The 24,137-nt window shown below is 55.0% G+C and carries 23 protein-coding genes; 8 read left to right on the top strand and 15 right to left on the bottom strand.

Annotated features, from left to right (window positions below; genetic code table 11):
• Nucleotides 1-150 precede the first annotated feature (150 nt).
• The 5 genes from pgaD to MOQ06_RS09605 are packed head-to-tail and all read right to left on the bottom strand — an operon-like array spanning nucleotide 151 to nucleotide 6,600.
• Nucleotides 151-549 (bottom strand): poly-beta-1,6-N-acetyl-D-glucosamine biosynthesis protein PgaD, encoded by a 399-nt coding sequence (pgaD, locus tag MOQ06_RS09625; RefSeq protein ID WP_193355291.1) that lies wholly within the window; start codon nucleotides 547-549, stop codon nucleotides 151-153.
• A 1-nt stretch (nucleotide 550) separates the two neighbouring features.
• Entirely contained in the window at nucleotides 551-1,876 is a 1,326-nt protein-coding gene (gene pgaC / locus MOQ06_RS09620) for a poly-beta-1,6-N-acetyl-D-glucosamine synthase (RefSeq protein WP_242172571.1), read from the bottom strand.
• On the bottom strand, nucleotides 1,869-3,890 hold the full coding sequence (gene pgaB / locus MOQ06_RS09615; RefSeq protein WP_242172569.1) for a poly-beta-1,6-N-acetyl-D-glucosamine N-deacetylase PgaB: 2,022 nt from the start codon (nucleotides 3,888-3,890) through the stop codon (nucleotides 1,869-1,871). The genes pgaC and pgaB overlap by 8 nt, the downstream gene beginning before the upstream one ends.
• Nucleotides 3,891-3,898: 8 nt before the next feature.
• Entirely contained in the window at nucleotides 3,899-6,328 is a 2,430-nt protein-coding gene (gene pgaA, locus MOQ06_RS09610) for a poly-beta-1,6 N-acetyl-D-glucosamine export porin PgaA (protein WP_242172567.1), read from the bottom strand.
• Nucleotides 6,329-6,360: 32 nt separating this feature from the next.
• Complete coding sequence (locus MOQ06_RS09605) at nucleotides 6,361-6,600, bottom strand: hypothetical protein (RefSeq protein WP_148419676.1); 240 nt, start codon at nucleotides 6,598-6,600, stop codon at nucleotides 6,361-6,363.
• A 452-nt stretch (nucleotides 6,601-7,052) separates the two neighbouring features.
• On the opposite strand from MOQ06_RS09605, the gene fabI reads away from it, so the two are divergent.
• The 7 genes from fabI to osmB all read left to right on the top strand — a co-directional run bounded on the left by fabI (nucleotide 7,053) and on the right by osmB (nucleotide 14,851).
• The gene (gene fabI / locus MOQ06_RS09600; protein WP_003856831.1) at nucleotides 7,053-7,841 is read left to right on the top strand and encodes an enoyl-ACP reductase FabI; all 789 of its coding nucleotides are present in this window, start codon (nucleotides 7,053-7,055) and stop codon (nucleotides 7,839-7,841) included.
• A gap of 147 nt (nucleotides 7,842-7,988) precedes the next feature.
• Nucleotides 7,989-8,975, top strand: coding sequence for a CMD domain-containing protein (locus MOQ06_RS09595; RefSeq protein ID WP_176610167.1), 987 nt, complete (start codon nucleotides 7,989-7,991; stop codon nucleotides 8,973-8,975).
• Nucleotides 8,976-9,063: 88 nt separating this feature from the next.
• Nucleotides 9,064-10,998, top strand: coding sequence for an exoribonuclease II (locus MOQ06_RS09590; protein ID WP_242172565.1), 1,935 nt, complete (start codon nucleotides 9,064-9,066; stop codon nucleotides 10,996-10,998).
• 206 nt (nucleotides 10,999-11,204) lie between these two features.
• Nucleotides 11,205-13,193 (top strand): cyclic di-GMP phosphodiesterase, encoded by a 1,989-nt coding sequence (gene pdeR, locus MOQ06_RS09585; protein ID WP_242173247.1) that lies wholly within the window; start codon nucleotides 11,205-11,207, stop codon nucleotides 13,191-13,193.
• A 204-nt stretch (nucleotides 13,194-13,397) separates the two neighbouring features.
• The gene (locus MOQ06_RS09580) at nucleotides 13,398-13,580 is read left to right on the top strand and encodes a hypothetical protein (protein ID WP_242172563.1); all 183 of its coding nucleotides are present in this window, start codon (nucleotides 13,398-13,400) and stop codon (nucleotides 13,578-13,580) included.
• Nucleotides 13,581-13,617: 37 nt separating this feature from the next.
• Nucleotides 13,618-14,370, top strand: coding sequence for a DNA-binding transcriptional regulator YciT (locus MOQ06_RS09575; RefSeq protein WP_148419672.1), 753 nt, complete (start codon nucleotides 13,618-13,620; stop codon nucleotides 14,368-14,370).
• A gap of 262 nt (nucleotides 14,371-14,632) precedes the next feature.
• Complete coding sequence (gene osmB, locus MOQ06_RS09570; RefSeq protein ID WP_003856823.1) at nucleotides 14,633-14,851, top strand: osmotically-inducible lipoprotein OsmB; 219 nt, start codon at nucleotides 14,633-14,635, stop codon at nucleotides 14,849-14,851.
• A 103-nt stretch (nucleotides 14,852-14,954) separates the two neighbouring features.
• Here the strand turns inward: osmB and yciH are convergent, their stop codons facing one another.
• The 5 genes from yciH to pgpB all read right to left on the bottom strand — a co-directional run bounded on the left by yciH (nucleotide 14,955) and on the right by pgpB (nucleotide 18,604).
• On the bottom strand, nucleotides 14,955-15,281 hold the full coding sequence (gene yciH / locus MOQ06_RS09565) for a stress response translation initiation inhibitor YciH (RefSeq protein ID WP_242172561.1): 327 nt from the start codon (nucleotides 15,279-15,281) through the stop codon (nucleotides 14,955-14,957).
• Nucleotides 15,281-16,018, bottom strand: a complete 738-nt coding sequence (gene pyrF / locus MOQ06_RS09560; protein ID WP_242172559.1) for an orotidine-5'-phosphate decarboxylase — start codon at nucleotides 16,016-16,018, stop codon at nucleotides 15,281-15,283. Before pyrF ends, yciH begins: the two co-directional genes overlap by 1 nt.
• 185 nt (nucleotides 16,019-16,203) lie before the next feature.
• On the bottom strand, nucleotides 16,204-17,373 hold the full coding sequence (lapB, locus tag MOQ06_RS09555) for a lipopolysaccharide assembly protein LapB (protein ID WP_148419669.1): 1,170 nt from the start codon (nucleotides 17,371-17,373) through the stop codon (nucleotides 16,204-16,206).
• A 6-nt stretch (nucleotides 17,374-17,379) separates the two neighbouring features.
• Nucleotides 17,380-17,688 (bottom strand): LapA family protein, encoded by a 309-nt coding sequence (locus tag MOQ06_RS09550; RefSeq protein ID WP_242172557.1) that lies wholly within the window; start codon nucleotides 17,686-17,688, stop codon nucleotides 17,380-17,382.
• Between the two features lie 148 nt (nucleotides 17,689-17,836).
• A complete protein-coding gene (pgpB, locus tag MOQ06_RS09545; protein ID WP_176610164.1) occupies nucleotides 17,837-18,604 on the bottom strand; it encodes a phosphatidylglycerophosphatase B in 768 nt (255 codons plus the stop codon).
• Between the two features lie 197 nt (nucleotides 18,605-18,801).
• Here pgpB and ribA point away from each other — a divergent pair, with 197 nt between their 5' ends.
• Nucleotides 18,802-19,392 (top strand): GTP cyclohydrolase II, encoded by a 591-nt coding sequence (gene ribA, locus MOQ06_RS09540; protein WP_003856813.1) that lies wholly within the window; start codon nucleotides 18,802-18,804, stop codon nucleotides 19,390-19,392.
• A 37-nt stretch (nucleotides 19,393-19,429) separates the two neighbouring features.
• Here the strand turns inward: ribA and acnA are convergent, their stop codons facing one another.
• From acnA to cysB, 5 genes are all read right to left on the bottom strand, one after another.
• The gene (gene acnA / locus MOQ06_RS09535) at nucleotides 19,430-22,105 is read right to left on the bottom strand and encodes an aconitate hydratase AcnA (RefSeq protein ID WP_242172555.1); all 2,676 of its coding nucleotides are present in this window, start codon (nucleotides 22,103-22,105) and stop codon (nucleotides 19,430-19,432) included.
• Between the two features lie 165 nt (nucleotides 22,106-22,270).
• Nucleotides 22,271-22,369: a small membrane protein YmiC gene (ymiC, locus tag MOQ06_RS09530; RefSeq protein WP_227009597.1), complete on the bottom strand. Its 99-nt coding sequence runs from the start codon at nucleotides 22,367-22,369 to the stop codon at nucleotides 22,271-22,273.
• 137 nt (nucleotides 22,370-22,506) lie between these two features.
• Nucleotides 22,507-22,677, bottom strand: coding sequence for a hypothetical protein (locus tag MOQ06_RS09525; RefSeq protein WP_176610162.1), 171 nt, complete (start codon nucleotides 22,675-22,677; stop codon nucleotides 22,507-22,509).
• Nucleotides 22,678-22,679: 2 nt separating this feature from the next.
• Complete coding sequence (locus MOQ06_RS09520) at nucleotides 22,680-22,820, bottom strand: YmiA family putative membrane protein (RefSeq protein WP_096168876.1); 141 nt, start codon at nucleotides 22,818-22,820, stop codon at nucleotides 22,680-22,682.
• 335 nt (nucleotides 22,821-23,155) lie between these two features.
• The gene (gene cysB, locus MOQ06_RS09515) at nucleotides 23,156-24,130 is read right to left on the bottom strand and encodes an HTH-type transcriptional regulator CysB (RefSeq protein ID WP_006810844.1); all 975 of its coding nucleotides are present in this window, start codon (nucleotides 24,128-24,130) and stop codon (nucleotides 23,156-23,158) included.
• Between the last annotated feature and the right edge of the window lie 7 nt (nucleotides 24,131-24,137).

Raw genomic sequence — 24,137 nt, 5'->3', positions numbered from 1 at the left:
GGAGTTCACCGCGATCATGAGTGCAAAAAGGAATGCACCGCACAGCACGATCATCTTCTCGGCCAACGTAACGTTATTCATCTTACTTCTTACCGCAAATCTCTATACACGCAAATCGACTCCCCTGACCGGCGAGGTCAGGGGATCGTACTACTGCTCTGGGGTGACATTCACCACATCGCCATGGCTGTCAAAATCAACGTACAGCTTTTTATTAGCCTGGAACTGCTGATAAACCGGCTGCGCAAGCGAAAAGCTCGTCGCCAGCTCCGCCTCACTCGCGACGCGGGCGGGCTGAACCGCTACGTTATGGTGTTTATAGCGGTTATAAAGCGCCCAGAGAACCAGCACCAGCGCGTTGAGTATCGCCAGGATGAAATAGAGGAATAGCCGCGAATACGCGTCATCCTCTTGCGCAAATCCCTTCAGAAAAAAAGAGATAAATCCCGTGGCGAAGTAGGTGAACACGGCCCATAAAAGGCAGGTTACCGCCAGTTCCACGCCCTTGCGCAGGCCATTCCTGCGCGAATAAATGATCCAGTTTTTCATGTTATCCCCTTGCGATCCCGCGGTCCGGACTGACCCAACGCGCGCGCGCGTTACGGGGATTTAGCATCACAGCCGTAAATGCAACAAGCGTGGTGAATAAGCTGATAAGCCAGAAGATGATTGGGTACCAGATGATCCAGAACAGCGTGGAGATGACGTTATGCTCATACCGGTATTCAATCATAATACTTACCAGGAACTGCACGAGGCACAGGCTACAGAGCAGCACTCCGGCATTCTCCGATACCGAAGAAATTGACAGCCCGCCCGCCGTACCGTTCTGGATGACGTCCACCAGGATGACCAGCCCGCTCACCAGGCAGGTGAATGCCCAGGCCGTGGAAGCACAATATTCCACAAACAGCGGCCACATATGGCGGTGTTTCCAGCGCCAGAGCGACCCCATATTTTTCAGGAATACCTCTGCGCCTCCCTTCGCCCAGCGCAAGCGCTGCTTCCACAGCCCCCGTAGCGTTTCTGGCATCAAAATCCAGCACAGCGCACGCGGCTCATAAAACACAGACCAGCGGCGAAGCTGCAATTTCCAGCTGATATCAATGTCTTCCGTAATCATGTCATCGCTCCAGTAACCGACGTCCGCCAGCGCGCTACGGCGAAACGCGGCAATGACGCCAGAGACGGTAAACACCTGGCCATATACCCGCTGCGTACGCTTGATTAGACCGATGATGGAAGAAAACTCGCCGACCTGAACTTTACCGATTAACGTTGAGCGAGTTCGGATCCGCGGATTGCCGGTGACCGCCCCCACGCGCGGGTTATCAATCATTGGCGCAACAAGCCAGGCTGCCGCGTCACGATCCAGACAGGCGTCGCCGTCCACGCAAACCAGAAATTCACCTTTTGCGGCGGCTGCACCGCTTTTCAGCGCAATCGCTTTTCCCTGGTTTTCCATCAGATGCAGAACGCGCAGGCGGGGATAACGCTCGGCCAGCATATTAAGCTGAAAGCCCGTATCGTCCGAAGACCCGTCGTTCACCGCGATAACTTCAAAATTGTCATACCGCTGGGACATGGCCGCCGCAATGGTCTCATGAATATTTTTCGATTCATTAAAACAAGGAATGACGATCGAAATTAAAGGATTGCCCCGGAGCCCGGGCGCCGGCGCATTCTTTCCCCACGCCCAGTGGCGTTCGCGATAAAACCAGAAAAATACGCTGCCGGCTATCCAGAATATCGACATAAAGAACGGCCAGAAAAAGACGTAACGCAGCATAACCTCTGCGGAAAACAGCAGAGTCAAACCGACTGGGATGCACAACACCAGAATTAAAATAACGATAGAGAAATAGCGATTATTCATCTTCAGGGTACCAGCTAGTTGAGAATTCTGGCCGAATAACATTTATCTTCGGCTGATTATTCAAAAAATCATCCGGGTAATAACCGTAATGTTTTATTCCGGAGAACTGCATAATACGCATCCATTGCGCAATCTTGCTGGATGCAATATGTTGATGCTGGCCGTCGGGACGCCAGTCGCGAGCCTGAAGCTCAATAATCATTTTATTTTTCCCGTCGGGTAACGCTGCTACACGAGCAATAAGCGCTTTAAACCATTTATCGCCCTCCCGACCGTTCACTCCCTCCATGTAGGGCATCGCCATCACGGCCGTCCAGTCATAGTGGGCGAGAAAGTCGCTGGTGTTTTGCGCAAACCAGGCTTCGCTTTGCGGTTCAATCAACGGCAACGCATACAGGTTACGCGCCGTTTTGATTTCCGGACCGCGGATCGCTTTTACTTTATCCGCCAGCTCAAGCGTGAAGCGGGTGAGCGTTTCGGTTTTAAAGCGGGTCCATGCCTCAAACCGCTCTGGGTCGTCACGAATGGCCCGAATATCACGTCCAAAGCCTGCTTTTTCGTAAGCATCCAGCGCAGCGGGGCTGGCATCCTCCGTATCGGACAGCACGGCGTCATCGTGAAAAAGAATGCCGTCAAAAGAGGCGTGCGCCGCCAGATCTTCATACACCTCACCGATTCGCTGCCTTGCCCGATCGTCGAAGGGCGACAGGCGACGATATTGTGAAGGATTGACCTGAGGGCCGTCCTCATCCCCTGTCTCCAGGCTATGCACGCGGGTTAAGGTTTCCGCCATTTCCCAGCTCAGAACGGGCATCCAGGCATAAACGGCCACGCTCGCCCGGGTACGCAGCTGCCACGCAACGCGGCTGAAAATATCGGCCTTTACCGGCATCCATCGATTCGGGAAGTAGACCGCTTTAACCAGACCGTCACCCGCCGGGTCCGCGAAGGCCTGGAGGTATACGGTGGTGATCCCCATGTCTTTCACTCTCTGAATAAGGGCATCGATATTTTTTTCCATCTGCCCGGCATCAGGATCAAATACGTAGTCCAGGTCGACATGCATCACGCGCTGAAGCTGCTGCTCCTGTACCCCCGTCACCTGAAGCGCAAACTCTTCCAGCGTCGGGTTGCCGTTAATCAGGATACGGGGAATTGCATCCAGCTGCGTGGCCGTTGACAGCCCGTCCTCAAGGGTGAAAAACATGTCAAACCCGAGTGCCTTTAGCTCCTGAATCGCCGTACCGTTCGCCGCGCCATAGGGCCACACCCAGGCCGTAGGTGCTTTGCCGGTATGCGCTTTTACATGGCTTATCAGCGTCTGCGCGTCTCGCCGTATCCGCGCCCGGTATTCCGTTTCGGTTTCATAGCGACGGCCGTCCTGAATAAACCGACGATTCGCAAAGGCAGGAAGCATGCTGCCGCTCGGGTTAGCAAGCGTCCCAAAGTGGCTGTTCCAGGTATGCCCGCCAATCTCTACCAGCGGCGAACGGGAGAGCTCCTGCACCTGTTGCCAGGTCGCAAAGCGTTCACGCTCGATCTTCTCATCACCGTATTGCACCGGTTGTCCGGCGGGGGTGTTGATCCAGCTCCCAACCGGCGCCCACAGAGCAGGCCACTGATTGGCGACGAGCAGCGGATAGACGCGCGTGTAGAAGCTGCTGAATCCGTCGTCAAAGGACAGCAGCACCGCTTTTTCCGGGAGCGGTTTTCCCCCACGGTGTGCCTCACGGATCTGCGCCACGCTGACAGGGCTATAGCCGTTAGCGCGCAGCCAGGCAAACTGCTCTTTCAGCGCAGAGGTCCGCACGGACATAAAGCGCTGATCCGCTTCGCCATCTTCGACCTCATGATACGCAATCGTCACGAAGCCATTCGCCGGCCATGGCGTCTCGGCGCGTAACTTTTCGCGCAGGGCCGGGCTGGTATAGGCCGGCCCGCGCCCGTCGACGCACGCTGCCACGAGCATAATGCCGAGCAGTACGAGTAATGTTTGAAATCCTTTCCGTAACATACGTTGCCTCAGAATCGAAGGGTCACGTTAAAATCAACTGACAGATTGTGTTCCTGCTTTCCGTCAGAGGGGCGTTTATCCCAGCGTATCGCCACACCGGCTTCACCACCGTCGCGCCAGGACACGCGTTGCCCGTAGCCAAGATGGGTGATAAGGCCGCTGCCATAGCCGTGCTGCCACGCATTACCTGCACCGGCGCTGAAGGTCTGCGTCCAGCTGTTTTCATACCGACGCCACAGCCGATGATCCAGCGTCACGCCTGCCATCACGTCGAGACGTTTTTCCGGGCTGAAGTAAGGCGTGTCAGACTGGCTGTTGGTGCCGTAATACACGCCGGGCTGGATACTCAGGTTCATATCAGGCGAAGCCCAGACCTGTTCCTGACCATTGAGGAAATATTCATTCCTGCGGTTACCGTCAGAGAAAGCGGTTTTCAGGTAGCGGGCGCTGTACTGACGGCTTTCATGCTGATACCAGCGTACCTCCGCCCCACCGCTGTTCGCGGTAATATCGTTTTTCATGGCGCGCATCGGCGCGTTACGCGATAAGCGTTCACCTTCCAGGCCCAGCTGCCAGCTATCGTTGACATCAACCCGGGCTGCAAGGCGTGCTCCGACTTTCCTGTCGCCGTTGAAATGTCTCTTCGAGACTTCAGCCTCTGCCCACAGGTCTCGCGAACGCCATTCCAGCCCCATGAGCCCGTCGCGAACCACGCCTTTCCCCTCCTGGAAACGGCCGTCAAAGAAGCCGTAGCCGACGAATCCACGCCAGTTATAGTTAAGCGGCGGGCTATAAAGGGTGGTATTGACGTTAACATCATGGCGCCCTGAATCAGGCGAATCAGAGTCCAGGCCGACCGTCCCCCCCATCCTTAATTCTGCGCGCTCATGGGTGGCAAACGCCTTGCTGAGCTGCTTTACCGCCGCGTTGTCGGGCGCGCGTTGCGCTACATCCTTTGTCAGCTCCTCCGCCTGTCGCCATTCCTGAAGATCCAGCGCGGCATAGGCCTGTTCGGTTTCCAGGGCAACGCTGGAAGGCTCAAGCAGTTCGGCCTGCTTTAAGCGCGCTTCTGTGGCCCTCGGCAGACCACGCGCAAGCAGCACGCGCGCATGATCTATAAGGAGCCCCTGATTACCCGGCGCCGCCTGCGATAGGCTACGCGTCAGCGCTTCCGCCCGGGCAAGATCCTGTTCATACATCGCAAGCGAGGAGCGGTACTGCTGCCCCTCAAGCCACTTATCATTCGGCACGGGCACTGACGATCCGCGCGGATACCAGGTGGCGGGCGTGGTATCAACGACGCGTTTCGTCAGCAGCTTTGCCGGGCGATAGTTTTCACTTTCCAGATGGCTGTAAAAAAGGTCGGCACGCTCTTCCTCCGAAATATCATCAACCTTCTGAGGATTCTGATAAAACAGCCTGGAGAGCATCGCCTGAGCCCGGTCGGGCTGGCCCGTTTTGAGGAACGCTGACGCGACCCAGTACTGGGCATACTCCGGCAGCACCAGACCTTCCTGTTTCATCTGTTGGTATTGCCCGATAACCTCCTGATGGCGGCTGCGGGCCAGCAGCGCCCCCAGCCTGTCGAAGCGAATACGGCGATACACCGCCTCATGCTCCGGCTTCTCTTTCCACTCGGCGATCATCCCGTCGTAAAGGGACAACGCCCGATCGGCGATGACGTAACGCTCTTTTTCACCGCGGGTCGGCATAAACGCGAGCCTGACTAACTCCGCCGCTGCGTCCGCACGTTCGCGGGCATCAGGCTCTTTCCCCTGCGCCTGAACGTGCTTTAACCCGGCTGACGGCAGCTGGTTATCCGCCAGCGCCTGGCGATAGGCATCGGCCAGCGTTTCAGGATGCTGTGACAGGCGCATCGCCTTCGTAATAGCGAGTAACTCATCAGGATAATTTCCGGCAAGCCTGTGCACATAGGCTTCAGTCAGGTAGTTTTTGCTGTCCGGCGTTCTCTTCTGCAGCCGACGGATCTCACGGAGCGCACCGGCATACTCGCCGCTGTCGGCCAGCGTTAACACCCTTCCCCGGCAAAACTCCGCCGTGTACGGGCTGTCATCGCAAATGCGGTCCCAGGCATTGAGCGCTTTTTTCCACTCCTGTTTATTACGCCACGCTACCGCCAGCGCGGCCCAGGCTCTCGCCGGCAGCGCGTAATGCTGGTGCCTGGAATAAACGTCGATAACCTCGCTGTCTTTACCGCCCCACAGGGCAATCTGCATCCAGTCGGCAATCTGGGATTCATCAAGCCGTTGATGGCCGGAAAACCAGGTTAATGCAGGCTGAGTATTTCCCTTTCTCGCTTCAATAATCAGCGCGTCGTACTGGTTATCATCCGCTGGCAGCATGGCCGACACCGGCGCGCAAGGCAGGTAAAACGTGCCGACAACTAACGTTTTAGCTATTAACTGTGCAATCCTCATGCATATAATCCCTATATCCGTATAAGGTAAAATTAGCGCTGCGCTTTATTTTGTATTAGATACCGCGAAAAATATTCTTCTCCTGACGCGTACTGCAGGAAATGGCGGAACTCGGCTAACTTACTTTCATATTTCTCTCTTTCCTTCTCTGATATTCTGGTTAAAACACAATCCTGTAATGTGTCCATTCCCAGCCATTCGCTAAATGCGACGGACCAGGCGATTGAGTCGATATCATCTTCATCGTACTCGTACATTTCTTCTTTCTTCATTAACAACTCCCTTTGAAAAATATCCACATCAAACGAGGTGCAGAATATTTCCTGACTTCAGTCGGTCACCGCAGACGCGTATACAGGGATGAAATTCCTGACGCGTGCCGACCCGCGGTAAATTTTAGGGAGTTGAGACAGCTGAACGGATCATTTTGCGCAAAAGCGCCCCGGGCGCGTTGAGAAGGCGACGGCGCCGTTCCCCTCTCTGGTTGGATGAGGCGAACCCGACGCGCGGTGGTATACTGCTGAGATGCATACGAAACAGCGTGAATAAGCGCCGGCTCAAGGCCTTCCGGCGCCCCGGTCACGGCAGATGAGCGAGAAATATCGTGACACAAGGGGCTGTGAGTGGGCTATAATTTCGAGCTAATTTCGAATGATTTTGAAATACTGCCTGTAACGCTATGAATTACAAGGCAAAATAAGCAATGAATATAAGGATTAAAGCTATGGGTTTTCTTTCCGGTAAGCGCATTCTGGTAACTGGCGTTGCCAGCAAACTGTCCATCGCATACGGCATCGCACAGGCTATGCATCGCGAAGGCGCTGAGCTGGCGTTCACCTACCAGAACGACAAGCTGAAAGGCCGTGTTGAAGAATTTGCCGCGCAGCTGGGTTCCAGCATTGTTCTGGAATGTGACGTTGCACAAGACGAAAGCATTGACGGCATGTTTGCTGAACTGGCAAAAGCATGGCCGAAATTCGACGGCTTCGTTCACTCCATCGGCTTCGCACCTGGCGACCAGCTGGACGGCGACTACGTTAACGCGGTTACCCGTGATGGCTTCAAAATCGCACACGACATCAGCTCCTACAGCTTCGTAGCGATGGCAAAATCCTGCCGCGCGATGCTGAACCCGGGCGCAGCACTGCTGACCCTGTCCTACTTGGGCGCTGAACGTGCTATCCCTAACTACAACGTTATGGGTCTGGCGAAAGCGTCTCTGGAAGCCAACGTGCGCTATATGGCGAACGCCATGGGTCCTGAAGGCGTGCGTGTTAACGCCATCTCTGCGGGTCCAATCCGTACCCTGGCGGCCTCCGGTATCAAAGATTTCCGTAAAATGCTGGCACACTGCGAAGCGGTTACCCCGATTCGTCGTACCGTTACCATCGAAGACGTGGGTAACTCTGCTGCCTTCCTCTGCTCTGACCTTTCCGCGGGTATCTCCGGCGAAGTGGTTCACGTTGACGGCGGTTTCAACATCGCTGCCATGAACGAGCTGGAAATCAAATAAGCCTGCCACTCTCTTCCCGCCAGGGAAGAGAGTTCTCCCCCGCCCCTCGTTATTCCGTTCTGCTATTTGTTATCACCTAACAATATTTTTCCCCTCATCCGCCTTACGCCAGGATATTGATCGCCATTTTGAGATCAAGGAACGCCCATGGAACAACGCCGTTTTTCCGGCAAAGGCCACTGGTATCATGAAACCCAGTCGAATCATTCGCAGACGGACGTTCTGCCTCTGGTGCCCGAAGCCGCTAACGTCGACGATCGTTTTTTGCTCGATTTAGCCCTGCCTGACGACATTGCCGCAAGCTGTTGTGGGTGGCTTACGCCAGCCCGAACCTTGTGCCACCACCTATTCCCGCTCGATACTCCCGTGAACCGTCTGCACACGCTTAGCGCCTACGACAGGCTGAGCACGGCGTTGACGGTTGCCCAGGCGTGCGGCGTACAGCGGCTCTGTAACCACTATGCTGCCCTGCTCGCGCCGCTTCCAGGCCCGGACTCCTCCCGCGAAAGCAATCGACGCCTGGCAGAGATCACCCAGTATGCCCGCCAGCTGGCGAGCTCCCCGGATGTCATTGACGACAAAGCGCAAACCCAGCTTGATGAGGTGGGGCTGACAACGTATGACATTGTGCTTATCAACCAGATCATCGGCTTTACCGGATTCCAGGCGCGGGCGGTCGCGGTGTTTCAGGCGCTGCTTGGCCACCCGGTACGCTGGCTGCCGGGACACCACATCCAGCCCCATACGCTACCGCTGAGCTTTACCCGATGGACCGCCACCCAGCCCGTAGTCGAACTAAAATATGCCAGTGCGGTTCAGCTTGAGGCGCTCTCGCGCTGGCAGGCCGAACCGGCGCTTGCAGCGCTCACGCCGGTTCTGTGCCACGAGCCGATGCTGCTAAATCTGACGGGTGAGATACTGGTTAACCATCCACAAAGCGAAGCCCAGCCGTCTGCATCGCTCTCGGCCGCCCATGCGCTGCTGCTTACGTCTCCCGATCGTTTTAGCGCCGCCCAGCTAACGCCTCTCACGGAGGCCGGAATCCCGCCGGGCAAGGCAATTAATCTGTTAACCCGCGGCGCATTTAATGGCTGGCTGGACCGTCTGCGCGTGGCGCTTGGCAAAGAGGAATAACCACACGCTTTACCTAAAGAGCGCTTGCTGTAGCAGTGAGAATCGCGTAAAACTGTCAGCCGCTCAATGGCTACGAAAATAGAACATTATGTTTCAGGACAACCCGCTGCTAGCGCAGCTTAAACAGCAACTGCATTCCCAGACGCCGCGTGCAGAAGGGGTCGTAAAAGCCACGGAAAAGGGCTTTGGCTTTCTTGAAGTTGACGGACAGAAGAGCTACTTCATTCCGCCTCCTCAGATGAAGAAAGTGATGCATGGCGACCGCATTTCGGCCGTTATTCATACCGAAAAGGAGCGTGAGTCTGCCGAGCCGGAAGCACTGATCGAACCTTTCCTGACGCGTTTTGTCGGGAAAGTGCATAAAAAAGACGATCGTCTTTCTATCGTACCGGATCATCCTCTCCTGAAAGATGCCATCCCTTGCCGCGCCGCGCGTGGCGTTGAGCATGACTTTGTCGAGGGTGACTGGGCGGTTGCCGAAATGCGCCGTCATCCTTTAAAAGGCGATCGCGGTTTCTACGCCGAGCTGACCCAGTTCATCACCTTTGGCGACGACCATTTCGTTCCATGGTGGGTGACGCTGGCGCGCCACAACCTCGAAAAAGAAGCGCCGGATGGCGTAGCGACCGAAATGCAGGACGAAGGTCTTGAGCGTCGCGATTTGACGGCCCTGGACTTTGTCACCATCGACAGCGCCAGCACCGAGGATATGGACGACGCGCTGTACTCCGAAGAGGCAGCGGATGGCAAACTGCATCTCACCGTCGCCATTGCCGACCCTACCGCGTGGATCGTTGAAGGCAGCAAGCTGGACGAGATGGCCAAAGTGCGTTCGTTCACTAACTACCTGCCGGGCTTCAACATTCCAATGCTGCCGCGCGAACTCTCTGACGATCTCTGCTCGCTGCGCCCGCATGAAGTGCGTCCGGTGCTGGCCTGCCGCATGACAATCGCGGCGGATGGAACAATTGAAGATGATATCGAATTCTTCGCCGCCACCATCGAATCCAAAGCCAAACTGGCTTATGACAGCGTGTCCGACTGGCTGGAAAATACCGGCAGCTGGAAGCCTGAATCCGAAAATATTGCTGCGCAAATTCGTCTGCTGCATCGCGTCTGCCAGAGCCGCAGTGAGTGGCGCCAGACCCACGCGCTGGTATTTAAGGATCGCCCTGACTACCGCTTTGTGCTGGGTGAAAAAGGCGAAGTGCTGAACATCGTCGCCGAGCCACGCCGTATTGCCAACCGTATCGTTGAAGAAGCGATGATCTCCGCCAACATTTGCGCCGCACGCGTGCTGCGCGACAGGTTAGGCTTTGGCATTTACAACGTGCACACCGGGTTTGACCCGGCGAACACCGAAGCGCTGGCCGCCCTGCTCAAAACCCACGACGTACACGTCGACCCGGAAGAGGTGCTGACCCTGCCAGGCTTCTGCAAGCTGCGCCGCGAGCTGGACGCACAGCCGTCAGGTTTCCTCGACAGCCGCATTCGCCGCTTCCAGTCCTTTGCGGAAATCAGCACGGAGCCAGGCCCGCACTTCGGTCTCGGCCTTGAGGCGTACGCGACCTGGACTTCACCTATCCGTAAGTACGGCGACATGGTTAACCACCGTCTGCTTAAAGCAATCATTAAAGGTGAAGCTATTGCCCGTCCACAGGACGACACCACGCTTCAGATGGCAGAGCGCCGCCGTCTGAACCGCATGGCGGAGCGCGACGTCGGCGACTGGCTGTACGCGCGTTTCCTGAATGATAAAGCAGGAACAGACGCTCGCTTCCCGGCTGAAATCATCGACGTTAGCCGCGGCGGTATGCGCGTGCGTCTGGTGGATAACGGCGCCGTTGCCTTTATTCCTGCCCCGTTCCTGCATGCCGTTCGGGACGAGCTGGTTTGCAGCCAGGAAAACGGTACCGTGCAAATTAAAGGCGAAACGATTTATAAGGTCACAGACGTGATTGATGTAAACATCGCTGAAGTCCGCATGGAAACCCGCAGCATTATCGCGCGCCCGGTTGCCTGATAATCGCTTAACATATCGGCCATTTTATTGGTAAATGGCCGATATTTTTCTCCCGCTTTATTTCCCGCAAAACCATCGTTTTATTTCACAATTTTCCGTATCCCGTCGCCACATTTCGCCAGAGTTATCTACAGTAAAAAGAGCCGTCATAGTCGACTGCAAATGAATAATTTGTGCGCTACTCAGCTGCCGCGGGAGAAAACGGGATGGACGATCTGGAGCAGAACCTGCTGTTTCGTTACATGGGTACCCATAGCCCCTGGTGGCGATTAACAGCAGACAGCAATGCTCTGCATCTTGCCGCAAGTGAAAACACCGACATTATCCAGGTTGTTGCGCTGGATGATGAACAGGCCGATCTGATTCGCCAGCTAACCGTGATCACCTCCAGCATTGCCATGACCCTGCCGCTGTACGGTGTTGAAGTCCCCGTTCATCTGGTGGGCCGTAAAATTAACAAAAGCGAGTGGGCGGGAACGGCATCAGCATGGAACGACACGCCTTCCGTGGCGCGCGATCTGGCGCAGGGACTCTCCTTCGCCGAACAGGTGGTGTCCGAGGCTAACTCCGTCATTGTCATCCTCGACCAGAACGGGAATATCCAGCGCTTCAATCGCTTAAGCGAAGAGTATACGGGCCTGAAGGAGCAGGAAGTTATCGGGCAAAACGTGTTTAAGCTGTTTATGAGCCGCAGCGAGGCCGCCGCATCGAAACGCAATATTGCCGGTTTTTTTCGTAACGGCAGTTCGTACGAAGTCGAACGCTGGATCAAGACCCGCAAGGGCCAGCGCTTGTTTCTGTTCAGAAATAAGTTTGTTCACAGCGGCAGCGGGAAAAATGAAATCTTCCTTATCTGTTCGGGCACCGACATCACGGAAGAGCGTCGTGCCCAGGAGCGGCTGCGCGTTCTCGCCAATACGGATACCATAACCGGATTGCCAAACCGTAACGCCATTCATGAGCTGATCTCCGATGCCATCAGCGCCCGTGGTGACGGACAGGTGGGTGTGGTCTATCTCGATCTGGATAACTTCAAAAAGGTAAACGACGCTTACGGCCACATGTTTGGCGACCAGCTGCTTCAGGCCGTTGCGCTGGCGATCCTGAGCTGCCTGGATGAAGGGCAAACGCTGGCGCGCCTCGGCGGGGATGAATTTATCGTGATGGCCACCGATACGTCACAGGGCGCGCTGGAAGCCATGGCGTCGCGGATCCTGACCCGCCTGCGCCAGCCTTTCCGCATTGGCTTGATTGAGGTGTATACGGGCTGCTCGCTTGGTATCGCGCTTGCGCCCCAGCACGGTAACGATCGCGAAAGCGTCATTCGCAATGCCGACACCGCCATGTATACCGCCAAAGAAAATGGCCGGGGTAAATTCTGCGTATTTTCGCCAGAGATGAACCAGCGCGTATTTGAATATCTCTGGCTGGATACCAACCTGCGTAAGGCGCTGGATAACGATCAGCTGCTGATCCACTACCAGCCCAAGATGACATGGCGCGGCGAAGTCAGGAGCCTCGAGGCGCTGGTGCGCTGGCAGTCGCCAGAGCGTGGCCTGATCCCGCCGATGGAGTTCATCTCCTACGCTGAAGAGTCAGGACTGATTGTGCCCCTTGGCCGCTGGGTGATGCTCGACGTGGTGCGGCAGGTGGCAAAGTGGCGCGACAAGGGTATTAACCTGCGCGTCGCGGTCAATGTCTCTGCCCGTCAGCTGGCGGACCAGACCATATTCAGCGACCTAAAACAGGCGCTGAAGGATCTGAATTTTGAATACTGCCCGATTGACGTGGAGCTAACCGAAAGCTGCCTTATCGAAAATGAAGAGCTGGCGCTCTCGCTCATCCAGCAGTTTAGCCGCCTGGGGGCGCAAATCCATCTGGATGACTTCGGGACGGGATACTCTTCCCTGTCGCAGTTGGCGCGATTCCCTATCGATGCGATTAAGCTCGATCAGTCGTTCGTCCGGGATATTCACAAGCAATCCATTTCACAGTCTCTGGTGCGGGCGATTGTCGCCGTGGCGCAGGCGTTAAACTTACAGGTTATTGCCGAAGGCGTGGAGAGCGCAAAAGAAGACGCCTTTCTGACGAAGAACGGCGTCAACGAACGGCAGGGTTATCTTTTTGCTAAGCCCATGCCCGCTGCCGCGTTCGAGCGATGGCTAAAGCGCTATCAGGCGCGGCACGTCCGCTAGCTGGCCTGCGTAACCCCGTCGCCTGATGGCGGTTTTGCAGCATAACCAGCCGTTCCATTTAGGGGTTGTTGCCGGCACGACGGGCTACCAGTGAAAATTAATCACTTTCATTTATGTGCTTTGGTAATTGCATTTTTTACCTTCTCTTTTGAAGCAATTTTCTGCATCATTGATAATATTCACATTTCGCTTCAGGGTAAGATTATGTCTAACATTGATGCAGCAGCCGTAGCACAGCGTATTGATACCGTGCTGGATATTCTCGTCGCGGGCGATTATCACTCTGCTATCCGTAATCTTGAGATCCTCAAGTCTGAACTCCTGGCTCAGAACGGCGCTGACGACGCACCACAATCTGCGCAACCAAAAGCCCCGTGGGAAGTGTAACCACGCCGTTTCCGCCCTTGTCTTTTAAATGGATGCTATGAATTCCCGACAACAAATTATTTTGCAGATGGTCATCGACCAGGGACGCGTAAGCGTGGTCGATCTCGCTAAAGCCACCGGCGTTTCTGAAGTCACCATCCGTCAGGATCTTAATCTTCTGGAAAAACAGAGCTATCTGCGGCGTGCGCACGGATATGCCGTGCCACTGGACAGCGAAGATGTCGAAACCCGCATGATGAACAACTACGCGCTAAAGCGGGAGCTGGCGGAATTTGCCGCGTCCTTAGTGAACAACGGTGAAACCGTCTTCATTGAAAATGGCAGCAGCAACGCTCTTCTGGCGCGCACGCTTGCTGAGCAGAAAGACGTTACCATCATCACCGTGAGCAGCTATATCGCCCATCTGCTGAAGGAAACCCGCTGCGAGGTGATTCTGCTGGGCGGCATTTACCAGAAGAAAAGCGAAAGCATGGTGGGACCCTTAACGCGCCAGTATGTTCAGCAGGTTCACTTCAGTAAGGCATTTATCGGCATTGATGGCTGGCAGCCCGACACCGGTTTTACCGGCCGGGATATGATGCGTTCAGACGTGGTTAACGCCGTGCTCGCCAAAGAGTGCGAGGCGATTGTCCTTACCGACAGCTCTAAATTCGGTGCCGTGCATCCCTATACGATGGGCCCTGTCTCGCGCTTCAGCCGGGTGATTACGGATGAGCGCTTGCGCGATGAATATCGCCAGCAGTTACAGCACGACGGCCTGACGGTTGATATTGTCAAAAAAACGGCCTGATTATCCTGCTGCGTCCGGATTATGGACGCAGTTCAACCTTTGTCTGAGATTATTCCGACCCCTCCTTTAAGAGTTTTTACCTGTTGAAACGCCTTTAAACACGTAAAATTATTATTAGCGATATAACAGGAAGTGACTATCACCTGCGTGATGATGAAACGCCTGCGCGACCAGCTTTCACGGGAACGGAATTTAAGTATAAATATTGTCTATACTTAAATAGCACTTCTTTCCGTGAATCGATAATTCAGGAGAAAGTATTATGACCTTTACCAGCAAAAAATTAGCCGCCGCTGTTCTGGCAATCACTGTAGCAATGTCCCTGAGCGCTTGCTCTAACTGGTCTAAACGTGACCGTAACACCGCGATTGGCGCCGGTGCTGGTGCTCTTGGTGGTGCAGTATTAACGGATGGTAGTACGCTGGGTACATTAGGTGGTGCTGCCGTAGGTGGTATTATCGGTCACCAGGTGGGCAAATAATCACCATAACGGCTCTCACCGGTAAAATAATATATTTTGTATTTTCAGGTCTGACTTACGCACGTAAAAAAAAGAGCCACGGCATTGTCCGTGGCTCATTTATTTAACCGCCCGCCAGCTTGACCTTCATCCCTTTGGCTTCCAGAAGCGATTTAATTACGTCGCGCTTATCGCCCTGAATCTCGATAATGCCATCCTTGACCGCCCCACCGCATCCGCATTTCTTTTTAAGCTCTGCGGCGAGTTTTGCCAGTTCCACATCGTCCAGATCGACGCCGGTAATCAGGCATACGCCTTTACCCTTTCTGCCGCTGGTCTGGCGCTGTATACGGACAATACCGTCGCCCCTGGGGCGTACAGCTTTTTCTTTTGGCTCCTCAATGCGTCCGGTATCAGTTGAATAGACCAGACGACTGTTGGCGTCACCCATTATGCCCCCTTTTTCAATGATGCATTAATCGCTTTCAGCGTTTCTGCCGGGTTAGCAGATTGCGTTACCGGACGACCAATCACCATATAGTCTACGCCCGCGCTCAGGGCCTGCTCCGGCGTCATGATGCGACGCTGATCCCCTGTCTCGCTGCCCGCAGGACGAATACCCGGCGTAACCAGCTTAAATTCGCGGCCTAAGGCGGATTTAAAACGCTCCGCTTCCTGTGCAGAACAGACCACTCCATCAAGACCGCAGCTTTGCGTCAGACGCGCAAGACGCTCCGCATGTTCTGCCGGTGACAACGTCACTCCCAGATCTCGGAGGTCGCTTTCATCCATACTGGTCAGCACGGTGACGGCAATCAGAAGTGGCGCCTCTTTGCCAAACGGCAGTAGCGCTTCGCGCGCGGCCGTCATCATGCGTGCCCCACCGGAAGCGTGCACGTTTACCATCCACACGCCCAGGTCAGCCGCCGCGGCAACGGCGTGCGCGGTGGTATTGGGAATATCGTGGAATTTCAGGTCGAGGAAAACGTCAAAACCGCGCTGGTGCAAATCGCGGACGAGTTGCGGCCCGAACAGCGTGAACATCTCTTTGCCGACTTTAAGACGGCAATCGCGAGGATCAATGCCGTCAACAAAGGCCAGCGCGGCGTCACGGTTATTGTAATCCAGAGCAACGACAACAGGAGAATCGGTAACTACGCGGGAAGTAGAGGAAGTAACAGACGTCATGACCAGCCCTTTTCGTCTATGGGCGCGCAGCGGCGCGGAACAGATAAACGGCGTGCATTCTACCTGCCATCGGCGGAAATGAACAGAATCGAATGTCTTTCCTGCTGAACGACAGACCGCACGGTGCTGGTTGGCTTACCCAAAAACATTAGTATGTTGTAACTAAAATGTGGTGTTTTAAAAAATTACTGCCCGTCCAGACCACGAATTGGCTTAATGGTGGACCACGCGCGGCACGATGGACAGTGCCAGTAGAGCGAGTAAGCGGTGAAACCGCATTTCTGGCAGCGGTAGCGCGGTTTGCTCCGCACCTGCTCGCCCACCATGTCTCGCAGCACCATCAGGCTCTCTTTGGCGCGCCCTTCCTCTGCCTCATTGAGGTGGTAGTCCATTAGCTTGTGGAACACGCGCATTGTAGGATGGCGCTGCAGCTGGCGCGTAATGTAGACCTGAGCGGTTTCACTGCCTTCGTGCTGCTCAACGACATCGGAGAGCATCAGCTCGGCCGTGGCCCCGGTATTCTCCTCTACGCAGCGGCGCAGAAACGCGACCCACTCGTCCTGCTTGCCCAGCTGCTGATAGCAGGTTTGCAGCATCTCCAGCGTTTCGCTGACCAGTTCTTTGTCCTGATCGATAACGCGAAGCAGGCTTTCCACGGCTTTGGCGTAATCCCCGTTTGCCATAAAGACCCGCCCCATCATGATTGAGATGCGAGCGCTGTTGCGATCGGCTGCCGCGCCTTTTTTAAGCAACGCCATGGCTTTGTCCATGTCATCGCTGCCCATTTGCTGGAGGGCCAGCTCGCAGTAAAAGTGGGCAATCTCGACGCGCTGTTTGTCTTTGCCGAGTTTCACCAGCCGTTCTGCCGTATCAATCGCTTTTTGCCAGTCGCTGGTGGCCTGGTAGATTTGCAGAAGCTGCTGAAGCGCACCGATACGGAAGTCCGTCTCATCCACCAGCTGGGTGAACATATCTTCGGCGCGATCGTAAAGCCCCGCGGCCATGTAGTCCCGCCCCAGCTGCTGCACGGCCAGCAATCGTTGCTCATAGGTCAACGAGGCGCTTTCCATCAGGGTCTGGTGTATGCGAATGGCGCGGTCAACCTCTCCGCGCGAGCGGAAAAGGTTTCCCAGGGTGAGGTGTGCCTCTACGGTGCCGGTATCCTCTTTAAGCATGTCGAGGAACAGATCTACCGCTTTGTCCTGCTGGTTGCTCAGCAGGAAGTTCACCCCCGCAACGTAGTCGCGGGAGAGTCGGTTTGCTTCATCCTGTTTTGTTTGTTGCGCGCTTCTGCGGCCCATATACCAGCCATAGGCTGCGGCGACAGGCAAAAGCAGAAACAACAACTCCAGCATATTCGATTATTCCTTGACTACCGGCACACCAGAGCTCGCCGGAATGTCAGACGCAGGCGCAAGTTGATGTTCAAGTCGTTTAATTTTACGTTCAGCGCGAACAAGAGAAACACGAACCTTAAGCCAGAACAGGCCACATACGAGCCAACCTATGACAAATCCCGCCGCGAATAATACTGCCAGCAGGCTCGACACCCGGTACTCGCCCTGCGCCAGCAGATAGTTGAAGCTTACCTGATGATCGTTTTGCGCGCCCAATGTGACTGAAATGACAAAAATCGCCAACACCAGTAAGAAAATGAGTAAATATTTCACATGACTTCCCGTTATGTGGTTCGAGCGTATAAAGCGTGTTCAACTCACTGCAATCAGCCTTATAAGCTACCATTTTAGTGGCGGGCGCGAAACGGAAAAAGTAACGCGCCCTTCATGGATTTAGGGTCTAAATGCGGAAAATCAAGCTTCAGGTTCCGCCTGACTCCCTTTCGGCTATTTCTTCCTTCTCTTCCGGCGGTGGCGTTAGTGGCCCACAAAAACGTTGAGCAAGCCACGTCGCCAGCGTCACCAGTACCCACGAGATCAGCGTTGCGACCACCAAATCACGCGGCCAGTGCATTCCCAGCAGCATCCGGCTACCCATTACGCCCGTGGCCCAGACCAGCAACAACGCAATGGTTAAGGTGCGTCGGCGCGGCCATAAAAGCCCTACGCCAAGCAATGCCCAGCTGGCGGCAAACATCGTGTGCCCGGAAGGAAACGCAAAACCGGTCTCTTTTTGCCAGTGTTTGCGTAAAAAGGTCGGAATATCCTGCTGTTCCGCAAGCTGTTCTTTCACCAGCGCCCCGCGATCTTTACGCTTTAAATTGTAGAACTCATCCACGGGAACATGGTGTGTTTTTTCCAGCCAGACGACGAAGGGACGGGGTTCCTGCACGCGATCTTTTACCCACGACTTCACCCCCTGCCCGACAAGAATAGCGCCGGCGAGAATGGCAAACAGCACCAGCGCCGCGCGCAGGCGAAAGCGCAGGCACCACAGAAACCAGCCACAGAGCAGCACGTGCGTAATAATCCCCCACGGCTGGGTGACCGTCTCGGTTATCCAGTATAAGGTTTTCAGCCACGTCTCGTTTTGTCCGGGCTGCCATGTCCAGCCGGAAAACCACACAACCAGGGGTATAACAAGCAATACGGCGGCGCCGGCGGCCGTGCGTCTGGCGATTGAAAGCATGTCCTCTCCTTTTTCACTAAGCACCACAATCATAACTGAATTTCATCTTTCTGGTGGATATGTCGGATCGTGCGTTTAACGTTCATATAGGGTGGTGGTGATTAGGTGAAGTTGCCGGGCTTGTGGCAAAATAGTCGAATACAGAAAGCAAAACGGGGCAAGGACACGAAACGTGTCAGCCTGGTCTGGAGAATCACATGCAGCTTAAACGTGTGGCAGAAGCCAAACTGCCAACCCCATGGGGCGATTTCCTGATGGTGGGTTTTGAAGAACTGGCAACCGGGCAGGATCACGTCGCCCTGGTGTTCGGCGACATTTCAGGACAGACGCCGGTGCTGTCCCGCGTTCATTCAGAGTGTCTTACCGGTGACGCGCTGTTCAGCCTGCGCTGCGACTGCGGCTTCCAGCTTGAAGCTGCCCTTTCTCATATCGCAGAGGAAGGCCGTGGCGTGCTGCTGTATCACCGCCAGGAAGGGCGTAACATTGGCCTGCTGAATAAAATCCGCGCCTATGCGTTGCAGGATCAGGGCTACGATACGGTTGAAGCCAATCATCAGTTAGGCTTTGCGGCTGACGAGCGCGATTTCACCCTGTGTGCAGATATGTTCAAGCTGCTGGGCGTGGACGAAGTGCGTCTGTTGACCAATAACCCGAAGAAGGTTGAGATCCTTACTGAAGCGGGCATCAATATCGTTGAGCGCGTGCCGCTGATTGTAGGTCGCAACCCGAAAAATGCACACTACCTCGATACCAAAGCCGCCAAGATGGGCCATCTGCTGAGCGAGTAATCGCAAAACGCCCGGCACGCGTGCCGGGCGTCTTTTATCAGTCCAGCATCTTACGAATCACATAATGCAAAATGCCGTCGTTCTGGTAGTAGGTCAGCTCTGTTGCCGTATCAATACGACAACGACAGTCCAGCACTTCCGTTTGACCGTCCGCGCGCGTTAACTTCACCGGCACCGTTTTACCCGGTTGCAGCTGTTGCAGACCGCTGATATCGATCTGCTCTTCCCCGGTCAGACCCAGCGTTTTACGCGTCACGCCCTGCGGAAACTCCAGCGGCAGGATCCCCATCCCGATCAGGTTTGAACGGTGAATACGTTCAAACGATTCGGCAATGACCACGCGAACACCGAGCAGGCGCGGCCCCTTCGCAGCCCAGTCGCGGCTGGAGCCGGAGCCGTACTCTTTCCCGGCAATGACCGCCAGCGGCGTTCCCTCCTGCTGATACTTCACGGCAGCATCATAAATCGAGATGACCTCCATATCCGGCAGATGGCGCGTCATGCCCCCTTCCACGCCCGGCACCATTTCGTTTCGAATGCGGATGTTGGCAAACGTGCCGCGCATCATGACTTCGTGATTTCCGCGACGCGAGCCGTAGGAGTTAAAATCGCGGCGTTCCACTCCACGGCTTTGCAGATAACGCCCCGCAGGGCTGTCCGCCTTGATGCTCCCGGCCGGTGAGATATGGTCGGTCGTGACGGAATCCCCCAGCATCGCCAGAATGCGCGCACCGTGAATGTCCTTCAGCGGCGCGGGCTCTGCCAGCATCTCGTCGAAGAACGGCGACAGGCGGATATAGGTGGAATCGTCCTGCCAGCCATAGGTGTCAGAGCCAACGACGTCGATCGATTTCCATTCCGGCGTACCTTCAAAGACTTCGGCATATTCCTTGCGGAACATCTCGGTGGAGACTTTCTCTACCGCGCGCGCAATTTCACGCGACGAAGGCCAGATGTCCTTCAGGTATACCGGTTCATTCTTGCGATCGTGCCCAATCGGATCGGTCGCCAGGTTAATATTCATGTTACCTGCCAGGGCATACGCCACCACCAGCGGCGGCGAGGCCAGCCAGTTGGTCTTCACCAGCGGATGAATACGGCCTTCGAAGTTACGGTTACCGGAAAGCACCGCGCCAACGGTCAGATCGCCCTGCCTGATCGCCACTTCAATGGGTTCAGGCAGCGGGCCGGAGTTACCGATGCAGGTCGTGCAGCCGTAGCCCACAAGGTTAAAGCCCAGCTCGTCCAGGTAAGGCGTGAGTCGTGCCTGGGCCAGATAATCAGAAACCACTTTCGAACCCGGCGCCAGAGAGGCCTTGACCCACGGCTGCGGCTTGAGCCCCAGCTCTACCGCTTTTTTAGCCAGCAGCCCGGCTGCCATGAGCACGCTCGGGTTGGAGGTATTGGTGCAGGACGTGATGGCGGCGATCACCACCGCGCCGTCAGGAAGCTGATACTGATGACCGTTCAGAACATAGTCGACCGGACGGCGATCTTTTTGCGCCGTATTCACCTCCAGCTCGTTGCTGGCGGCAAAGGCAGCCGGAACGTTGCTTAAGGCGACGCGGTCCTGAGGACGTTTTGGTCCTGCGAGGCTTGCCTCAACGGTGCCCATATCCAGTTCAAGCGTGCTGGTAAATACCGGTTCGTCACCCGGGTTACGCCACATGCCCTGCGCTTTGGTATAGGCCTCGACCAGGGCAACCTGCTCCTCGCTGCGGCCGCTGAGTCGCATATACTCCAGCGTAACGCTATCAATCGGGAAGAAGCCACAGGTCGCGCCGTATTCGGGCGCCATGTTAGCGATAGTGGCACGGTCCGCCAGCGGTAACGAGTCCAGACCATCGCCGTAAAATTCAACGAATTTGCCCACCACGCCGTGCCTGCGCAGCATTTGCGTGACCGTAAGCACCAGGTCCGTGGCGGTAATGCCTTCGGATAATTTACCGGTCAGCTTAAAGCCCACCACATCCGGAATGAGCATAGATACCGGCTGGCCAAGCATGGCCGCCTCCGCTTCAATCCCGCCGACGCCCCAGCCCAGAACGCCGAGGCCGTTGATCATGGTGGTGTGTGAATCGGTACCTACCAGCGTATCCGGGTAGGCCACCCAGGCTTTATCCTGCAGCTCACTCCAGACGGCTTTGCCGAGATATTCGAGGTTAACCTGGTGGCAAATGCCGGTTCCCGGCGGCACCACGCTGAAGCGGCTGAACGCCTGCTGACCCCATTTAAGGAATACGTAGCGTTCATGGTTACGCTCCATCTCCAGACGGACGTTTTCGCCGAACGCATCGTCGTCGCCGAAGCGATCCACGGTCACCGAGTGGTCGATGACAAGATCCACCGGAGAGAGCGGGTTAACCTTCGCGGTATCGCCCCCGAGACGCTTAACGGCTTCACGCATGGCGGCCAGATCAACGACCGCCGGCACGCCGGTGAAATCCTGCATTAACACCCTGGCCGGGCGATAGGCTATCTCTCTGTCTGCGTGAGCATTCTTTAGCCACCCTGCCAGAGCATGGATATCCTCCTCGGTAACCGAGTCGCCATCCTGCCAGCGTAAAAGGTTTTCCAGTAAGACTTTCAACGACTTGGGTAACCGCGAAATGTCCCCAAGCGTTCTGGCTGCCAGCGGTAAGCTGTAGTAGTGCCAGGTTTTATTTTCCGCCTGTAATGTGTCCTTACTGGCTTCGCGTAGGGTTAACGACATAAGCTCCTCCATAAAAACAGGGATGTCCTGACAATCATCAGGGCTGTAATTAAAGATAACACAAAGATGTCGTAACGTTTTGATAACAACCCGAATTGATAAATTTCGGAATGCTCCAGGGCGCGGGATAAAACAAAAAACCCCGCCGTGGCGAGGTTTTACGATTTAGTGGAGAGCCAGCCAGATGAGCTGACACCAGAAGAGGATCGACGCCGAGAATACGCCGAGCCACGACCAGTATTTTAAGGTTGTCATGTTATTCATCATAGGGACACCAGACTTTATTTATTAAACATGGCGAGGTCTGCCCTCGGTCTATATTGCTGATGTGTATTTATTAAAGAGTACAAAAGTGCAGCGTCGTTATTCAGACTATTTGCATCGTTACGCAAAATACTAAATTATTGTTTTTTGGGTTCGTCTTCCGCGAACACATCAATAAAGGCCTGCTGTTGCGGCGTCAGTTTCCACGAGGCCGGCACGCTGGTTGCTGGCGCCTTGCGCGCTTTGTGAGCATTGTCACGAAGCTGACACATCTCTTTTATCGCTTCTGTACGCACCGTTATGGCCATATTCAACCCCAGTATTTCCAGACAAGAAGCGCAACCACCACCCAAAACAGGGCAGAGCCAAGAAAGACCGCCAGCCAGGCTTTACGCTTAAGCGCGGGATCCCTTTGCGGTTCTTCACTTCCTGACGGCATTGCTAACCTCATACAATCGATATCGCTTATCATTTAGAGACCAAACAATTGGCACAAGTAATCATCTGATGAGATAAATCCTAAAGAAACTTTAGCCGAAAAGCCAGTGAATTTACGCATCTGCGTCCAGGAATATTCAATCTTTTGACCAGAAATAAATAATTGAAAAGAATAATTTGCACACCTGTAAATTACTTTCTACTTTTGTCGCAAATTTGCGACAGTAAAACCTTAGTCATTAAATGGATTATGAGGATATATGACGGTGACGCAGATGATGATAATTCTAATTCAGATTTGCGGGGTAAATTCGGTATCTTTCCGCAGGAGAAAGATACCGGATGTGATTATTTGGCGGGGAGCTTAATGTCTTTAAACATCTCTTCGATGTCTTCGTTGGAGCGCAGGGCCACTGCCGTATCCACCACGTCGCGCGTAAGATGCGGCGCGAAGCGTTGAATAAAGTCATACATATAGCTGCGCAGGAAGGTGCTGCGACGAAAACCTATCTTGGTGGTGCTGTGGCTGAAAATATCATGCGCGTCCAGGCGCACCAGGTCCGGATCGGAGACCGGATCCACCGCCATGCTCGCAATTACCCCAACGCCAAGCCCGAGTCGAACGTAGGTTTTAATTACGTCCGCATCCGTCGCGGTAAAGACAATGCGCGGTGTTAAACCCGCGCGGTTGAAGGCGGTATCAAGCTCCGAACGGCCCGTAAAGCCAAACGTATAGGTGACCAGCGGATATTGCGCCAGCTCTTCTATAGTTACTTCCCCCTTCCCCGCCAGCGGATGGTCGGGCGTTACGACAATTGAGCGGTTCCAGTGATAGCACGGCAGCATTACCAGGTCGTCATACAGGTGAAGGGCTTCCGTTGCGATGGCAAAATCCGCATTGCCTTTTGAGACGGCTTCGGCGATTTGCGTTGGCGAGCCCTGATGCATATGCAGCGAAACGCGGGGATAGCGTTCGATAAAGCCTTTAATTACGCCGGGAAGCGCATATCGCGCCTGCGTATGCGTGGTGGCAATATACAGGGAGCCTTTGTCGGGCCAGGTATGCTCCCCCGCGACGGATTTAATAGCGTCCACTTTGGAAAGCACTTCCCGTGCAATACGGATGATTTCCTGTCCCGCCGGCGTGACCTGCGTCAGATGTTTACCGCTGCGGGCAAAAATCTGAATACCTAACTCATCCTCCAGCATACGCACCTGCTTACTGATGCCGGGCTGGGAGGTATAAAGACCTTCTGCGGTGGAAGAGACATTGAGGTTGTGGTTGACGACCTCAACGATATAGCGAAGCTGCTGTAATTTCATGCCTGAC

Source organism: Enterobacter sp. I4 (genome assembly GCF_022669095.1).
Classification (GTDB): domain Bacteria; phylum Pseudomonadota; class Gammaproteobacteria; order Enterobacterales; family Enterobacteriaceae; genus Enterobacter; species Enterobacter pasteurii.
The sequence above is the reverse complement of the archived record's forward strand: the minus strand, read 5'-3'. Positions and strand labels throughout refer to the sequence as shown.

Coding starts and splice junctions, on each gene's coding strand:
- MOQ06_RS09525 (WP_176610162.1), bottom strand. CDS start 22,677: ATGGCCATAACGGTGCGTACAGAAGCGATAAAAGAGATGTGTCAGCTT.
- yciH (WP_242172561.1), bottom strand. CDS start 15,281: ATGGGTGACGCCAACAGTCGTCTGGTCTATTCAACTGATACCGGACGC.
- osmB (WP_003856823.1), top strand. CDS start 14,633: ATGACCTTTACCAGCAAAAAATTAGCCGCCGCTGTTCTGGCAATCACT.
- fabI (WP_003856831.1), top strand. CDS start 7,053: ATGGGTTTTCTTTCCGGTAAGCGCATTCTGGTAACTGGCGTTGCCAGC.
- MOQ06_RS09590 (WP_242172565.1), top strand. CDS start 9,064: ATGTTTCAGGACAACCCGCTGCTAGCGCAGCTTAAACAGCAACTGCAT.
- MOQ06_RS09595 (WP_176610167.1), top strand. CDS start 7,989: ATGGAACAACGCCGTTTTTCCGGCAAAGGCCACTGGTATCATGAAACC.
- MOQ06_RS09520 (WP_096168876.1), bottom strand. CDS start 22,820: ATGAGGTTAGCAATGCCGTCAGGAAGTGAAGAACCGCAAAGGGATCCC.
- pgaA (WP_242172567.1), bottom strand. CDS start 6,328: ATGAGGATTGCACAGTTAATAGCTAAAACGTTAGTTGTCGGCACGTTT.
- MOQ06_RS09575 (WP_148419672.1), top strand. CDS start 13,618: ATGAATTCCCGACAACAAATTATTTTGCAGATGGTCATCGACCAGGGA.
- pyrF (WP_242172559.1), bottom strand. CDS start 16,018: ATGACGTCTGTTACTTCCTCTACTTCCCGCGTAGTTACCGATTCTCCT.
- pgaD (WP_193355291.1), bottom strand. CDS start 549: ATGAAAAACTGGATCATTTATTCGCGCAGGAATGGCCTGCGCAAGGGC.
- MOQ06_RS09580 (WP_242172563.1), top strand. CDS start 13,398: ATGTCTAACATTGATGCAGCAGCCGTAGCACAGCGTATTGATACCGTG.
- lapB (WP_148419669.1), bottom strand. CDS start 17,373: ATGCTGGAGTTGTTGTTTCTGCTTTTGCCTGTCGCCGCAGCCTATGGC.
- cysB (WP_006810844.1), bottom strand. CDS start 24,130: ATGAAATTACAGCAGCTTCGCTATATCGTTGAGGTCGTCAACCACAAC.
- ymiC (WP_227009597.1), bottom strand. CDS start 22,369: ATGAATAACATGACAACCTTAAAATACTGGTCGTGGCTCGGCGTATTC.
- pgaC (WP_242172571.1), bottom strand. CDS start 1,876: ATGAATAATCGCTATTTCTCTATCGTTATTTTAATTCTGGTGTTGTGC.
- pgaB (WP_242172569.1), bottom strand. CDS start 3,890: ATGTTACGGAAAGGATTTCAAACATTACTCGTACTGCTCGGCATTATG.
- acnA (WP_242172555.1), bottom strand. CDS start 22,105: ATGTCGTTAACCCTACGCGAAGCCAGTAAGGACACATTACAGGCGGAA.
- MOQ06_RS09605 (WP_148419676.1), bottom strand. CDS start 6,600: ATGAAGAAAGAAGAAATGTACGAGTACGATGAAGATGATATCGACTCA.
- ribA (WP_003856813.1), top strand. CDS start 18,802: ATGCAGCTTAAACGTGTGGCAGAAGCCAAACTGCCAACCCCATGGGGC.
- pgpB (WP_176610164.1), bottom strand. CDS start 18,604: ATGCTTTCAATCGCCAGACGCACGGCCGCCGGCGCCGCCGTATTGCTT.
- pdeR (WP_242173247.1), top strand. CDS start 11,205: ATGGACGATCTGGAGCAGAACCTGCTGTTTCGTTACATGGGTACCCAT.